Source organism: Thiomicrorhabdus sp. 6S3-12 (assembly GCF_017571475.1).
GTDB lineage: Bacteria > Pseudomonadota > Gammaproteobacteria > Thiomicrospirales > Thiomicrospiraceae > Thiomicrorhabdus.
On the sequence record NZ_JAGETW010000005.1, the window covers coordinates 93,258 to 107,879 of the forward strand.

The following is a 14,622-nucleotide window of genomic DNA, read 5'->3' on the forward strand; positions in this document are numbered from 1 at the left end:
AAGTCTCTGAAATTGGTTGGATTTTATCGGGTTTATGCGGATTTATGCGGATTTTGTCTTTAATGCTCGCGCAACGCAATATAGTCCGTCAAATCCCATAAAAACTCGCTTTTGAACGGCAGGCGTTGCAGCGCTTTTTTGGCTTCAATGACCAGATTGTCACGATAGGCTTGTGCTTTGCGCAATCCAAGCAGTTTCGGGTAAGTGGATTTGTCCGATTTAAGATCCGATCCTTGCGGTTTACCAAGCGTTTCGGTATCGGAAGTGATGTCCAGAATATCGTCCTGTACCTGAAACGCCAGTCCGACTGCTTTGGCGTAAATGATAAGGTCTTCCTTGATTTGCGGATAAGCAGGATGCTGGCAGGCGCCAAGGAGCAGGGACGACTGAATCAATGCACCGGTTTTAAGTTGATGCATCCGTTCCAGTGCCGATTGCTCCGGGAGTTTACCGGCAGAATCGATATCGATTTGCTGACCGCCGATCATGCCATTCAAGCCGGCAGCATGTGTAAGCACTTTGATCATCTCGACTTTATTGTGATCGTTGATGTGCCCATCGGTCGCAATCAGCTGGAATGCCAGCGTCTGCTGGGCATCACCAACCAGAATGGCGGTTGCTTCGTCGTATTGAATATGCGTTGTCGGCTTTCCTCTCCTAAGCTCGTCGTCGTCCATTGCCGGCAGATCGTCGTGTACCAGCGAGTAGCAATGAATCAATTCAACGGCAGCCGCAGGCGTGTCCAGTATTTCCAGGGGCATATTCAACGCTTCTCCGCAGGCGTAAACCAATGCAGGTCGAAGTCGTTTGCCCTGATCCAGGGTCGCATAGGCAATCGCTTCCTGAAGTTTTTGCGGACAAGTTGTCTGTTTAAGCTGACTTACTTTTAGTGACAAGTATTGATTGATGCGCTGTTGGTAGAGGTTTAGTTGAGTATGCAAACGTCAATTCCTGAAGTTGTCGGAGATGAAGAATTACGCCCGTTAGCGGCGAAAAAGAATTATTCTAATGAATTAGCGTAGCGCTGTACAAAATTTGTTTGCAAGCTTGAGGGGGTATAAAAATTACAATAGCCGCTGTTATTGGCGTTAAGTTACTGAAATTCAAGCCGATATAATTGTATATGTACCGGGCGATTGTTCCCGGGGTGTGTTTTCGAATTTACCGAGAGTCGGATATGTTTATTGTTTATAGCCCGGAAGGCCAGTCGTTAGCTTTGACCGTGCAGCAGCTTCCCGTTCTGAGGGTTGACCCTGCCACTCGGGTAAATAAAGTGGAAGACACCGGGCTTGAGCAGTTGAAACCGGACGAGGGTAAACAACAGTCGGTTTTAGCCGGGCAAAGCAAAGCGTTGCGAGCCTATCAGCAGAGCGCTAAGGAGCAGCCGCAGAGACGCGTTGCGGTTCAGGTGGCCGAAATTATGTCCGAGCCGCTGATTACCATTAACCAGGAGGCGACTTTGGCTCAGGCGTTCGACCGGATGACCCGCTTGAAAATCGATTATCTTCCTGTTGTAGACGAAACAACGCTTGTCGGTCTGCTTAGTCGGGAACGTTTACTGCATAAGATATTGCTGGACGACAACGGTGAAATCGAGCTCGGTGGAGAAAAGCAGGTTTTTGATGTTATGCAGAAACAGGTGATTACCACCAGCCGGGACACGGATATCCGTCAGGTTGCCCAGGTTTTCAGCGAGTATCGTGTCGGTGCCTTGGTCATTATGAACTCCGTCGAGCAGCCTATCGGCATGGTGACGCGCGGAGATCTGATCAAGCGGCTCGCTAAAGAGCCGCCGATTGAAATCTATATCTGAAGGATTGCGCCCGATTTTTATCCCGTCTTATTTGGCTTTGCGTACGCTGAATCGCTCTGTCGCAGGCGGTTTTATGTCTTTAATTCTTTCTGTAATAATCCGTCTTGAAGTAGGTTAGGGATTGAATCTAGCCTTATTCTCCTGTCGCCGAAGAAAAGCGCCGGTTTCCTTTTCAAATCTGAGTATTATTCCTTTATAATAAGCGGCTAAGTTTTTTCAACGGTGTATAAGGCCATGTCCTTTTTAAAGCGTTATTTGATTGCCGGTCTTCTGGTGTGGCTCCCACTTGGTGTGACCCTCGCCGTCATCAAGTTCCTGGTTGATCTGTTTGATCGCAGTCTGTTATTGCTGCCGTTGGAATACCGACCTGAAACCCTTTTGGGATTCAATATTCCGGGGTTGGGGATTCTTCTGTCCTTCCTGCTGATTTTGATCACCGGTATTCTGGCCGCGAACCTTCTTGGCAGCAAGCTGGTGGGTATTTGGGAATCGATTCTGTCGAGAATTCCGCTGGTCCGAAGCATCTACAAGGCGGTTAAGCAGATCGCCGAGGCGGTTTTCGGTTCGGGCGAGCAGACATTTCAGAATGTCTTTTTGATCGAGTATCCACGTAAAGGGTTGTGGACGCTGGCTTTCCAGACCGGAAAAAATATCTCGGAACCGCAGCGAAAAACCGGATTCGATGAAGTCGTTAATTTGTTTGTGCCGACGACGCCGAATCCAACCTCCGGCTTCTTTATCATGGCCGACCGTAAAGAGGTGATTAAGTTGGATATTGAGGTCGATGACGCTTTGAAAATGGTGATTTCCGGAGGTGTTGTTGCACCGGACTCACTGCCGCAGGCTGTAGAAGAATCGAATAAACCGGAAGCGGCTCGCGAGGAAAAGAATTCCGGCAATTAGTATTACGGTTAATCGGGCGTTGAAATTGATATTGCCGCCCGTTTGCCAGTTCCCTTCGAGGGGGCAAGGTAAGATGGCTTACCAATAGATTTGAAATTTTTTAAAAGACTTTTAGCAAAAGGGTTAAATGAATATGCGTACGCATTATTGTGGACAAGTAACAGAAACTTTAATCGACCAGACGGTACAGGTTGCCGGTTGGGTACACCGTCGTCGCGATCACGGTGGCGTAATCTTTATCGATCTGCGCGATCGTGAAGGACTTGTCCAAGTTGTCGTTAATCCTGATGCTGCCGAAAATTTCAGCAAAGCCGAAAAATTGCGTGCCGAATGTGTTCTGAGCATTACCGGAAAGGTTATTCCGCGTACTGAAGGAACAGTTAACCCTAATATGGCGACCGGTAAGATCGAGATCGTTGCCGAGAAACTGGATGTGCTGAGCATGGCAGAGCCGATTCCGTTCCAGTTGGACGAGAAGAATGTCGGTGAAGAGACGCGCTTGAAATACCGTTATATCGACTTGCGTCGCGACGAAATGCAGAACAACCTGAGATTGCGTTACGGCATTACGCGCGCTATGCGCCGTTACCTTGACGACAACGGCTTTATGGATATGGAAACGCCGATTCTGACCAAATCGACACCGGAAGGTGCGCGTGATTATCTGGTTCCAAGCCGAACTCATCCGAATAAATTCTTTGCGTTGCCGCAGTCGCCACAGCTGTTCAAACAGCTGCTGATGATGTCCGGTTTCGATCGCTATTATCAGATTACGCGCTGCTTCCGTGACGAAGATCTGCGTGCCGACCGTCAGCCGGAATTTACCCAGCTGGATATCGAAACCTCTTTTATGAGCGAAGAGCAGGTTATGCAGACAATGGAAGGTCTGACTAAAACCATCTTTAAAGAGGCGATCGGTTATGAGTTCGACGGGGATTTCCCGCGTATGACTTATGCCGAAGCGATCGAGAAATACGGGATTGACCGCCCTGATCTGCGTATCGACATGCAGTTGGTGGACATTGCCGACCTTCTGCAAGATATCGAATTCAAAGTCTTTGCCGGTCCGGCGAAAGATCCGAAAGGGCGAGTGGTCGCTCTGCGCGTTCCGGGGGCGGGTTCTATGTCGCGTAAAGAGATCGACGAATATACCAAGTTTGTCGGCATTTACGGCGCCAAAGGCCTTGCCTATATTAAGGTCAACGATATGGCGGCCGGTATCGACGGCTTGCAGTCGCCGATTATCAAATTCTTCCCGGATCAGGTAATGCAGATTATGGAACGTGTTGGCGCACAGGATGGCGATATCGTCTTCTTCGGTGCGGACAGTGCGAAAGTCGTTAATGATGCGATCGGTGCGCTGCGTGTTAAACTGGGTGAAGATCTTGGAATGCTGGAAGGGCGTTTCAAACCAGTTTGGGTTGTTGATTTCCCGATGTTCGAAGAAGACGAAGAGACAGCGCGTATGGTGGCGATTCACCATCCGTTCACCCAGCCGAAAGCGACTACCGAAGAGATTCTTAGCCATGATGCACCGCACCAGATGCTGTCGCGCGCCTATGACCTGGTTATCAACGGTCTGGAAGTCGGTGGTGGTTCGGTGCGTATTCACGACAGCAAAATGCAAGCAGCGGTCTTTAAATTGCTAGGAATCAGCGATGAAGAAGCGCAAGACAAGTTCGGCTTCCTGCTGGATGCTCTGAAGTACGGTTGTCCTCCGCATGCGGGTATGGCGTTCGGATTGGATCGTCTGGTCATGATTCTGGGGGATATTCCTTCGATTCGCGATGTTATTGCCTTCCCGAAAACACAGTCAGCAGCTTGTCCTTTGACCGAAGCACCGGGAATGGTCGATAACGCACAGTTGCAAGAGTTGTTGCTGCGTTTCCGTAAGCCGGTACGATCTGCGGATAAATAGGAGTTTTGATGTCAGAGTCCCACGCCAAGCAGATTCCTGTTCAGCTTGAGTCGCGTATCCAGAAGCTTGCTTCGGATGCGCCGACTCAGCCGTGGTTGAACAAGCAGCAGAAGCAGGCACTTAAGGACGAAATCAAGCAGCTTCTGAAACAGCATAATGCCCAGTTAGTGGCGCATTATTATGTTGATGATGAGTTGCAGGCTCTGGCGGAAGAAACCAGCGGCGTTGTCGCGGACTCGCTTGAAATGGCCAATTTCGGCGCGCAGTCCGCAGCGGACGTTCTGGTCGTTTGCGGCGTACGTTTCATGGGCGAAACAGCCAAAATGCTCAGCCCGGAAAAAACCGTTCTGATGCCGGATCTTGAGGCTACCTGTTCTCTCGATGTCGGTTGTCCCGCCAAAGAATTTGCCGAATTTTGCGCCCAGCACCCGGATCATACGGTTGTGGTGTATGCCAATACCAGTGCCGAAGTCAAAGCGATTGCCGACTGGGTCGTGACCTCCGGGAATGCGTTGCAGATCGTGCGTCATCTGAAAGATAAGGGTGAAAAAATTATCTGGGCACCGGATCGACATCTCGGCAACTGGATCGAAAAAGAGACCGGTATCGAGATGATCCGTTGGCAGGGCCACTGCATTGTGCACGATGAGTTCAAGAGTTTTGAGCTGGATGATTTGTGTAAAAAACATCCGCAGGCTAAGGTTCTGGTTCACCCCGAGTCACCGGCTTCGGTGGTCGACCAGGCCGATGTGGTCGGTTCCACCAAAGTACTGCTCAATGCCGTACAGACTATGCCGGACAAAGAGTTTATTGTCGCTACGGATTACAATATCTTTTACAAAATGCAGCAATTGGCACCGGATAAACAGCTGTATGTGGCACCTACCGGCGGGCATGGCGCAACCTGCAAAAGTTGTGCGCATTGTCCGTGGATGGCGATGAACGGTTTGGAAAACCTGCGCGATTGTTTACGTAATATGGCGCCGGAAATTGTGCTTGACGAAGAGGTGCGTAAAAAGGCCTTGAACTCTGTACAGAGGATGCTCGAATTTTCCCGTCAGGCGGGGCTGGTTCAGACTAAATAGTCTTGCTCCGTTTAATCATTTATCTTTAATCTCACTGGGTTAACGGCAGGAGAAGCTCTTGCAAAAAGCGAAAAAACGGATTTTAGGTGTTGACCCAGGTTCTCGCAAAACCGGATTCGGTATTATCGAATCCGGTCGCTTTAATCCCAACTATGTTGTCAGTGGTGTGATCCGGGTTGAAAAATTTTCCGGATCGCAACGTCTCAAAAATATCTTTGAATCAATCTGCCAGATTATCGACCAGTATCAGCCGGATGTGGTTGTGGTCGAGAAAGTATTTGTCTATAAAAACCCCAAATCGGCGATTACCCTGGGACAGGCTCGCGGGGTGATTTTATGCGCCGCAGCAATCAAAGACGTTCCGATTATGGAATACACTCCCACTCAGGTTAAAAGCACGATCGTCGGCAAAGGGCATGCCGGAAAAACCCAAGTGCAATATATGGTGCAGAATCTTTTGAAGCTGACCGAGTGCCCGCAGGAAGATGCGGCGGACGCTTTGGCCTGTGCCTTGTGTCATGATCGTTATATGTCTTTGGGATTGGATGCGGAAACCATTTCTAAGGGGACAAAGTTTTAATTTATCTTTTGGAATCAATAATCTATGATCGGTTTTTTAAAAGGAATTTTGGTTAAAAAGCAGCCGCCTCTACTGTGGCTTGACGTTCGCGGCGTCGGCTATGAGGTGGAAGCGCCCATGTCGACTTTCTATCAGTTGCAAAGCGGTGATGAGGAATCCGAGGTACTGTTGCTGACGCATATGCATGTACGTGAAGATCTGATTCAACTATACGGTTTTGCTTCGGAAGCGGAGCGTACCCTGTTCAAAACCTTATTGAAGGTTAACGGTGTCGGGGCCAAGATGGCGTTGGGGATTCTTTCGTCGATGTCGGTGAATGAATTTTGTCAGTCGGTTGAGCAGGGCGATGTCACGGCTTTGACCAGAATTCCCGGTGTCGGCAAGAAAACCGCCGAACGTCTGCAGATCGAGATCCGTGATCGCCTGAAACCTCTGGTCGAAGCCGGGCTGCTTAACTATGCTTCGGAAGATTTTGCTCTGCAACCTTCAGGGGATATGGGCGGAGAAGCTAAAAATTCTCTTAACAATCTTAAGGGTGAAGTCATGGTTGTTAATAAGGCGGTTGAGGCATTATTGGCTTTGGGCTACAAATCGACGCAGGCGGAAAAAATGGTCAAACAGGCGTATCAGGACGGAATGCTGCTAGAAGAGGTGATTAAAGCCGCACTGCAAGGGGTGAAAATCTAAATGATTGAAACAGATCGTATTGTCGGTGCCCAAGAGACCGAAGATGATATTTACAATGTGCCGTCTGTACGTCCGCAGCAGCTTTTCGAATATATCGGACAGGGTGCGGTTCGCGAGCAGTTGAGTCTGTCGATGCAGGCGGCGAAAATGCGCGCGGAACCATTAGATCATGTTTTGCTGTATGGCCCTCCGGGGCTGGGGAAGACCACCTTGTCGAATATTATCGCCCAGGAGATGGGCGTGACCTTACGCCAGACTTCCGGGCCGGTGATTGAAAAGCCGGGTGATCTGGCTGCTATTCTGACGCGTCTTGAACCTCATGATGTTCTTTTTGTTGATGAAATTCATAGGCTTAGCCCGGTTGTTGAAGAAGTTCTCTATCCTGCGATGGAAGATTTTCAGATCGATATTGTTATCGGAGAAGGGCCGGCTGCACAGAGCGTCAAGATTGATTTGCCTCCATTTACTCTGGTAGGCGCGACGACGCGGGCGGGCCTTTTGACTTCGCCACTGCGTGATCGTTTCGGTCTTGTGCAGCGCCTGGAATTCTATTCACATGACGAGTTGTGCCAGATCGTTACCCGTTCGGCAAATATACTCGGACTGGAAGCGCATCTTGAAGGGGCGATGGAAGTTGCCAGACGATCACGCGGAACGCCGCGAATCGCCAACCGACTTCTGCGCCGGGTTCGAGATTATGCTCAGGTTCGCGGAGATGGGATTATTACCCAGGAGATCGCCAATGCTGCGCTAAACCTGTTGGAAGTCGATCAGCTCGGTCTGGATAAGATGGATCTGCGTTTTCTGGATGCATTGATTAACAAATTCGATGGCGGGCCGGTCGGCATCGACAGCCTGTCTGCCGCAATGGGTGAAGAGCGGGGTACCATCGAGGATGTGATTGAACCGTTTCTGGTTCAGCAAGGGTTTGTCGTACGTACATCGCGCGGACGTCTGGCAACCAATCAGGCCTATCAGCATTTGGGTGTTGAAAAACCGCAAACGAATGGGTAAAGTGCATTGCGGCATTTTGAAATAAGTTGCAGCTAATATAAAGACTTATTGACTGTGTGGGTATTCAATACGCTGTGCAGTCGGATATTAAACGCCAATAAAAATAATACAATTTTCTTTTGACAGATATATTTTAGAGTAGGGTTAACAAATATGGATAGCGGTATCTTAGATCTCATTTTAATGGCCAGTCCGGTCGTTCAAATCGTTATGTTAATTTTGGCCGTGATGTCTATTGCCGCTTGGACCGTTGCCATTGCCAAATCCTACCAGTTGAAAAAATCTCTGCAAACTGCGCGTAACTTCGAAAACGACTTTTGGGAAGCGCAGGATCTTACCAATCTCTACTATAAAGTCGAAGCTACCCGCGATACTTCCGAAGGGATGGCGGTTATCTTTGCCGATGGCTTCAAGGAGTTTATGCGTTTGCAGAAACAGGGCGTGGCCAACTCCAACGATTTGCTGGCGGGAGCTCAAAGAGCGATGAAAATCGCGTTCAGCCGACAGGCGGACGAACTGGAACTGCGTTTGCCGTTATTGGCGACCGTCGGTTCTTCCGCGCCTTATATCGGACTGTTCGGGACAGTATGGGGTGTTATGCACGCTTTCCAATCGCTGGGTGATGTGCAAAACGCGACCCTTTCCACGGTTGCGCCGGGGATTTCGGAAGCTCTGATTGCTACGGCAATCGGTTTGTTCGCCGCTATTCCGGCGGTTATCGCCTATAACCGTTTGAGCACAAAAGTGGATCGCCTTTTGAGTGATTATGAAAACTTTGCCGAAGGGTTTATGAGTATTCTTCAGCGTCAGGCGCATCATCTGCAGGCCGGCAACAAAAAACAAACGGAATCTCAGCCAAGCGTTCAAAACGTGTCCGAAGCTTAAGAGGAATTTGCCATGTTCAGACAAGGTATGCGCAGTTCCAGACAAAAACGCCGCCTGATGGCGGAGATCAATGTCGTTCCCTATATCGACGTTACGCTTGTTCTGTTAATTATCTTTATGGTGACGGCTCCGATTGTTCAGCAGGCGGTCAGTGTGGATCTCCCGAAAACACCGGAAGTCGAAAAGCGAACCGTCGAGCAGCTGGAAGTAGCGCCTCCGTTTGTAATCACCATTACCCGCGACGGTTTATACCGCACTTCGGCTCAGCCGGATATTATCATCAGTGATCGTGAAGTCCAGAATCTGGTCGCAGAAGTCGTGGCACGTTCCCAGGTCAATCAGGAACAGCAATTCTATATCCAGGGGGATAGTTCCGCGCCCTATGGTAAAGTGATTCAAATCTTTACGCTGTTGCAGGCCAACGGGGTCAACAATGTGTCGTTAATTACGCAACCTGAAATTCAGGAGCGCTAAGCGATGCTGGATTTTTTGAAGCAATATCCGAAATCTTTTGCTTTTGCGGTTTTGCTGCACCTGAGCATTTTTACGCTGTTGGCGATCAAGTGGGAGTTGTTCAGCGATCCGGTTAAAATCGAGATCGGTTCGGAGGCCGGTCAGGAACCTCAGAATCCACAGCCGAATCTTGTGCAACCGATGCAGACCCGTACCGTCGATGCCAAACAGGTTCAGGAACAGATTAAATTAATCGAACAGCAGCAACAAGCACGCATTCAGGAGAAAGAACGTCTGGTGCAAGAGGCGCAGCAGGAACAGCAGCGTCTAGAGGAAGCAAAACGTCAGGCTGCCGAAGAAAAGCGTAAGGCTGAGGAAGCTGAACGTCAGGCAGAAGCGCAGCGTCTTAAAGCCGAAGAAGAAAAGCGTAAAGCGGCCGAAGCGCAGAAACAGGCTGAAGAACAGAAACAGAAAGAACTGCAGGCAAAACGTAAAGCGGAAGAAGAAAAACGTAAGGCTGAGGAAGCCAAGCGGGTTGCTGAAGAACAGCGCAAGCAAGCTGAACTGGAAAAACGTAAAGCTGAAGAAGAGCGTAAACGCGCGGCCGAAGAAAAGCGCAAAGCCGAAGAGGCGAAACGTTTGGCCGAAGAAGCCCGTCAGAAAGAACTGGAAGCGAAGCGTTTAGCGGAAGAGGAAAAACGCAAGGCCGAAGAAGAGCGCAAACGTGCCGAAGCGGAAAAACAGAAGCGCTTGGAAGCTCAGCGTAAAGCGGCAGAGGCCGAGAAAAAACGCTTGGCGGAAGAACAGCGCAAACGTGAGCTGGAAGCAGAAATCAAGCGTAAAGAGCTGGAACGCCAGCGTGCTGAGCAGGCTGCACGCGAAGCCGAACTGCAACGTCAGTTGAAAGCCGAAGAGAGTGCGCGTCTGGAAGCGGAACGTAACCGACAGATTCAAAGTCTGAAAGTTCGCTATGTCACCGAAATCGCCGCCAAAGTAAAAAACAACTGGCGTACACCGGCAAATGTATCGCCTGAGGCGCAATGTGATTTGCATATTCTGCAGCGTCGCGACGGCTCGATTATTTCGGCGCGAGTGCTGAACTGTAACTCTCTGGCATCCAAGCAGTTTCAGGATGCTGCCGTAAACGCGGTCTACCGCGCGTCGCCGCTGCCGCAGGCTCCGGTACCGGAAGTGTATGAAAAAGAGATTCTGTTTACCTTTAAACCTTAAAATGTAGGAAATCAAAATGCATTATCGAAACTTGTGGGCGCTAAGTTTAAGTCTGATTTTGATGTTGTTTTCGGCGCAGTCGAAAGCCGCTTTGACGATCGAGATCAGTGAGGGTTTTGATAATGCATTACCGATCGCCGTCGTGCCTTTTCAAAGCTCCGATCGCCGAGTTCAGGATCTGGCCCAGGTGGTTTCGGCCGACCTGAAACGCAGCGGTCGCTTTAAGCCGTTGTCCAGCGGACAGATGCCGGCGCTGCCGAGCGAACTGAACGAAATCGATTATGCCCAGTGGCGTCCGATGAATATCGACAATATGGTGATCGGTAAGGTCATCCGTCTGAGCAATGGTTTCTATCAGGTGGATATGCGTCTGGTCAATGTATTGCGCAAAGAACAGGTAATGGGCAAGCGCTGGAGCAACGTTCCGGAAGCGAGTCTGCGTCAGGTCGCGCACCAGATCAGTGATGCGGTCTATGAAGAGCTGACCGGTATCCGCGGTGCTTTCAATACTCAAATCGCCTATGTGACTATGTTGCGTGGTGCCAAACAGCGTTTTTACACCTTGGAAGTGGCTGATGCGGACGGTTACAACCCGCAACCGATCCTAAAATCGAGCAAACCGATTATGTCGCCAAGCTGGTCGCCCGACGGTAGCAAACTGGCGTATGTCTCTTTCGAGGAAAACCGTTCACAGGTCTATGTACAGAGTCTGGACGGAACTTATCGTAAAAAGATTGCCGGTTATCGCGGGATTAACAGTTCTCCGGCCTGGTCTCCGGACGGCACTCAATTGGCGTTGACCTTATCCAAAGGTGGTAATGCGGATATCTATATTATGGATGTCGCCAGCGGAAGTTTGAAGCAAGTGACTCGTGATCGTGCAATCGAGACCGAAGCGACCTGGGCGCCGGATGGTAAATCGTTATTCTTTAACTCGGATCGTCGTGGTCAGCCGCAGGTTTTTCAGGTTTTCCTGGATAGCATGAATGTCCAGCGCATTACCTTTGAAGGCAAATACAACTCAAACCCTGAAGTCTCGCCGGACGGACGCTATGTCGCCGTGGTTCACGGTGGCGGCGGTTACCATATCGGTTTGCTTGATCAGCAAACCAAAAAGTTCGAGGTGATTACCGACACTTTCCTTGACGAGTCACCGAGCTTTTCTCCGAATGGTGAGATGATTCTGTATGCGATGAATAAGGGCGGACGCGGTCAATTGGCTGTGGTCACGGTCGACGGTAAAACTTCGCAGACCCTGCAGGTTAAAAATGCCGAAGTGCGTGAGCCGGCGTGGGGGCCTTACCTTAATCGCTAGAAGTGTATGCCAAGGTGTTTGTAAACGAATTCTAGATCAGTAGCCCGTTTAAAACGGTGCATAAGGAGACAAAATGAAAACTTTTTCCAAAGTGCTACTCTTGGCACTGAGCGCTTCTCTGGCGGCTTGTAGTACGCCACCGCAAAAAGATGTCGATCAGGCTTTGGACGGTTCTGATGGCGACACGGCTCCGGGATTGGATGGTTTCCGACTTAAGAACGAAGACTTGAACTCACCACAAATTCAGGGGGTTGAAGTGATCAGTGCGGACGGTCAATCGATGGGCAGCGTCGATCCGTTGGACGGCATGGATAATGTTGATCTGTTGGACCCGAATCTTCCGACTTACGAACTGGAAAATGCACTTTATGAACCGGTTATCTATTTCGGTTTTGATCAGTATGACCTTGATCCAAAGTCGATGGAAACCGTCAACTATTATGCTGAAGTGCTTCTGGCTAACCCGGAACGACGTGCCATTTTGCGAGGCCATACCGATGAACGCGGCTCGCCGGAATACAATCTGGCATTGGGCGAAAAACGTGCCGCTGCGGTTAAGAAGGCGATGATTGTTTTAGGCATCGCTCCGGAGCGTTTGGAAGCGGTCAGTATGGGAGAAGAGTTTCCGGCTGCTCTGGGAAGTAATGAAGCGGCCTGGGCAAAAAATCGCCGTGTGGAAATTGAATTGAAGTAATTCTTTAATCGGTGCACTCATTGAACAGGGACAGGAATGAATCCAAAAAATGTATCAGTTAAAAAGGTTTGGCTTGCGGCATCGCTCTCACTGCTTTTTGTAACCTCTTCGGCTCAGGCTCAGAGTATCGAGCAGCGCCTTGAGCGTCTGGAACGTATGGCCAGTAATCCGGTCATGCTGGAGATGACTCGCAAGATCAACGATCAGGAGCGTGAAATTCAAGGGCTTCAGGATCAGTTGGATCGTATTCAGCGTGATATGCCACAGTCTGCGGCGGTGAGCGGTAATGCCAATACGCCACAGAACTCGGACTTGCAGAAAGCACTCGCGGATCTGCAGGCAAGGCTCGATGAAATGAACGAAAAGCTTACGGTGCAAGGGGCGCGAATCATCGTTCTGGAAGATGAGTTGCGTACCCTTAAATCGGTACCGGTTCAAACTCAGACACCTGTTGCCGAAGCGCATAAGCAGGCAGATTCAGCGGTTAGCGCAGTAGCGCAAACGACAACCGCAACGGCACAGCAATCTCAGAGTGAAGAGACTGCAAAACCAGCCTCCGTATTGCCGATCAAGACCCGTCCGGCAACCACCGAAGAGAAAAAGGCTTATCAGGACGCTTTCGGTCTGATGCGCAGTTCAGATTACGACGGTTCAATTAAGGCTTTTTCCGGATTTATCGAAAATTCTGCTGAAAGTGATCTGGCTGCCAATGCCTACTACTGGATGGGCGAGGGTTACTTTATCAAAGGCCAGTTTGCTAAGGCGTATGAGGCTTTTCAAGCAGTTTATCTACGTTACCCGGATTCTGTGAAAACTTCCGATTCCATGCTTCGATCAGCGGATGCGCTGGAAAAGCTTGAGCGTCTCGACGAGGCAAAACAGGTCTATCAGGAGGTGGTAAACCTCTTCCCTGAAAGCCGTGCGGCGAATAACGCCCAGAAGCGTCTGGAAAAAATGTAAAAGCCGATGCTTCTGTTGATACCCAACCCGCTGTGAATCTTCGGTTCATCGCGGGTTTTTTTGTTTTCGCCCGTTATAATAGTCGGCAAGAAACCCAAATTTCCGAATGAATAAGCGAGTAGAGAATGCAAGAGAGCAAAAAAGCCGTCATTTTACTTTCCGGCGGATTGGATTCGGCCACCGTCCTGGCGATCGCCAAAGATCGTGGTTTTGAATGCCATACGATGAGCTTCGACTACGGGCAGCGCCACAGGGCTGAACTGCATGCGGCCGAGCGCCTGGCTAAAAGCATGGGCGCTCAGACACATCGTGTGATGAATGTCGATATGCGCCAGATCGGTGGATCGGCTTTAACCGATGATTCGATGGCGGTTCCGGTTGGCGGGGTGGAAAAAGATACCATTCCGGTAACCTATGTTCCGGCTCGAAATACCGTGTTTTTATCCTATGCTTTAGCACTTGCGGAGGTGATCGGTGCCGATGATATTTTTATCGGCGTCAATGCCGTTGATTATTCCGGTTATCCCGATTGCCGCCCGGAATTTATCGAAGCTTATGAGAAAATGGCCAATCTGGCAACCAAGGCTGGCGTTGAAGGACATCACCTAAGTGTTCAGACTCCGTTAATCGATTTATCCAAAGCCGAAATCATCCAGACCGGCCACCAATTGGGGGTTGATTACGCTTTGACCGTTTCCTGTTATCAGGCCGATGATCAGGGGCGGGCATGCGGCGTTTGCGATTCCTGTCGTTTAAGAAAGCAAGGCTTTAAAGAAGCCGGAGTCGAGGATCCAACCTTATACCAAAATGGTGCATAAAACTGTATGTCACGCAAAAGAAATGGAATTAACTGCTAAGCGTTTGATTTTACAGAAGCATTTATCTGAGGCTTGACCAGCATGGCGAAAACCGGCATTTGAATTGAAAAAAAAGTTGTAAAAAAATGCGTAAAAGGACTTGCGCGAAAGCTTCAGGCTTGTATAATACGCCGCATTCCGAACGGGTCGTTAGCTCAGTTGGTAGAGCAGTTGACTTTTAATCAATTGGTCGCGCGTTCGAGCCGCGCACGACCCACCACGGAATAA

At 49.7% G+C, this 14,622-nt stretch carries 15 protein-coding genes and 1 tRNA gene; 15 read left to right on the forward strand and 1 reads right to left on the reverse strand.

Annotated features, from left to right (window positions below; translation table 11 throughout):
- Positions 1-59: 59 nt before the first annotated feature.
- Positions 60-941 carry a polyprenyl synthetase family protein gene (locus tag J3999_RS07205; protein ID WP_208127241.1) on the reverse strand — a complete coding sequence of 294 codons (882 nt, stop codon included), beginning with the start codon at positions 939-941 and terminating at the stop codon, positions 60-62.
- A 236-nt stretch (positions 942-1,177) separates the two neighbouring features.
- Here J3999_RS07205 and J3999_RS07210 point away from each other — a divergent pair, with 236 nt between their 5' ends.
- The 15 genes from J3999_RS07210 to J3999_RS07280 all read left to right on the forward strand — a co-directional run bounded on the left by J3999_RS07210 (position 1,178) and on the right by J3999_RS07280 (position 14,614).
- Positions 1,178-1,813 (forward strand): HPP family protein, encoded by a 636-nt coding sequence (locus J3999_RS07210; RefSeq protein WP_208127242.1) that lies wholly within the window; start codon positions 1,178-1,180, stop codon positions 1,811-1,813.
- A gap of 234 nt (positions 1,814-2,047) precedes the next feature.
- Positions 2,048-2,716: a DUF502 domain-containing protein gene (locus J3999_RS07215; protein ID WP_208127243.1), complete on the forward strand. Its 669-nt coding sequence runs from the start codon at positions 2,048-2,050 to the stop codon at positions 2,714-2,716.
- Positions 2,717-2,849: 133 nt separating this feature from the next.
- Entirely contained in the window at positions 2,850-4,634 is a 1,785-nt protein-coding gene (aspS, locus tag J3999_RS07220; RefSeq protein WP_208127244.1) for an aspartate--tRNA ligase, read from the forward strand.
- Between the two features lie 8 nt (positions 4,635-4,642).
- Positions 4,643-5,719: a quinolinate synthase NadA gene (gene nadA / locus J3999_RS07225; RefSeq protein WP_208127245.1), complete on the forward strand. Its 1,077-nt coding sequence runs from the start codon at positions 4,643-4,645 to the stop codon at positions 5,717-5,719.
- 58 nt (positions 5,720-5,777) lie between these two features.
- On the forward strand, positions 5,778-6,299 hold the full coding sequence (gene ruvC, locus J3999_RS07230) for a crossover junction endodeoxyribonuclease RuvC (protein ID WP_208127246.1): 522 nt from the start codon (positions 5,778-5,780) through the stop codon (positions 6,297-6,299).
- 24 nt (positions 6,300-6,323) lie between these two features.
- Positions 6,324-6,986 carry a Holliday junction branch migration protein RuvA gene (gene ruvA / locus J3999_RS07235; protein WP_208127247.1) on the forward strand — a complete coding sequence of 221 codons (663 nt, stop codon included), beginning with the start codon at positions 6,324-6,326 and terminating at the stop codon, positions 6,984-6,986.
- On the forward strand, positions 6,987-8,000 hold the full coding sequence (gene ruvB / locus J3999_RS07240; RefSeq protein ID WP_208127248.1) for a Holliday junction branch migration DNA helicase RuvB: 1,014 nt from the start codon (positions 6,987-6,989) through the stop codon (positions 7,998-8,000).
- Positions 8,001-8,153: 153 nt separating this feature from the next.
- Positions 8,154-8,885: a protein TolQ gene (gene tolQ / locus J3999_RS07245; protein WP_208127249.1), complete on the forward strand. Its 732-nt coding sequence runs from the start codon at positions 8,154-8,156 to the stop codon at positions 8,883-8,885.
- Positions 8,886-8,897: 12 nt separating this feature from the next.
- Positions 8,898-9,359, forward strand: a complete 462-nt coding sequence (locus tag J3999_RS07250; protein WP_243755364.1) for an ExbD/TolR family protein — start codon at positions 8,898-8,900, stop codon at positions 9,357-9,359.
- A gap of 3 nt (positions 9,360-9,362) precedes the next feature.
- The gene (gene tolA / locus J3999_RS07255) at positions 9,363-10,568 is read left to right on the forward strand and encodes a cell envelope integrity protein TolA (RefSeq protein WP_208127250.1); all 1,206 of its coding nucleotides are present in this window, start codon (positions 9,363-9,365) and stop codon (positions 10,566-10,568) included.
- Between the two features lie 16 nt (positions 10,569-10,584).
- On the forward strand, positions 10,585-11,883 hold the full coding sequence (tolB, locus tag J3999_RS07260) for a Tol-Pal system beta propeller repeat protein TolB (protein WP_208127251.1): 1,299 nt from the start codon (positions 10,585-10,587) through the stop codon (positions 11,881-11,883).
- Positions 11,884-11,956: 73 nt separating this feature from the next.
- Entirely contained in the window at positions 11,957-12,577 is a 621-nt protein-coding gene (locus tag J3999_RS07265) for an OmpA family protein (RefSeq protein ID WP_208127252.1), read from the forward strand.
- 36 nt (positions 12,578-12,613) lie between these two features.
- Positions 12,614-13,537, forward strand: a complete 924-nt coding sequence (gene ybgF, locus J3999_RS07270; protein ID WP_208127253.1) for a tol-pal system protein YbgF — start codon at positions 12,614-12,616, stop codon at positions 13,535-13,537.
- Between the two features lie 125 nt (positions 13,538-13,662).
- Complete coding sequence (gene queC / locus J3999_RS07275) at positions 13,663-14,355, forward strand: 7-cyano-7-deazaguanine synthase QueC (protein ID WP_208127254.1); 693 nt, start codon at positions 13,663-13,665, stop codon at positions 14,353-14,355.
- A gap of 183 nt (positions 14,356-14,538) precedes the next feature.
- A tRNA-Lys gene (locus J3999_RS07280) sits at positions 14,539-14,614 on the forward strand.
- The last annotated feature ends 8 nt before the right edge of the window (positions 14,615-14,622 follow it).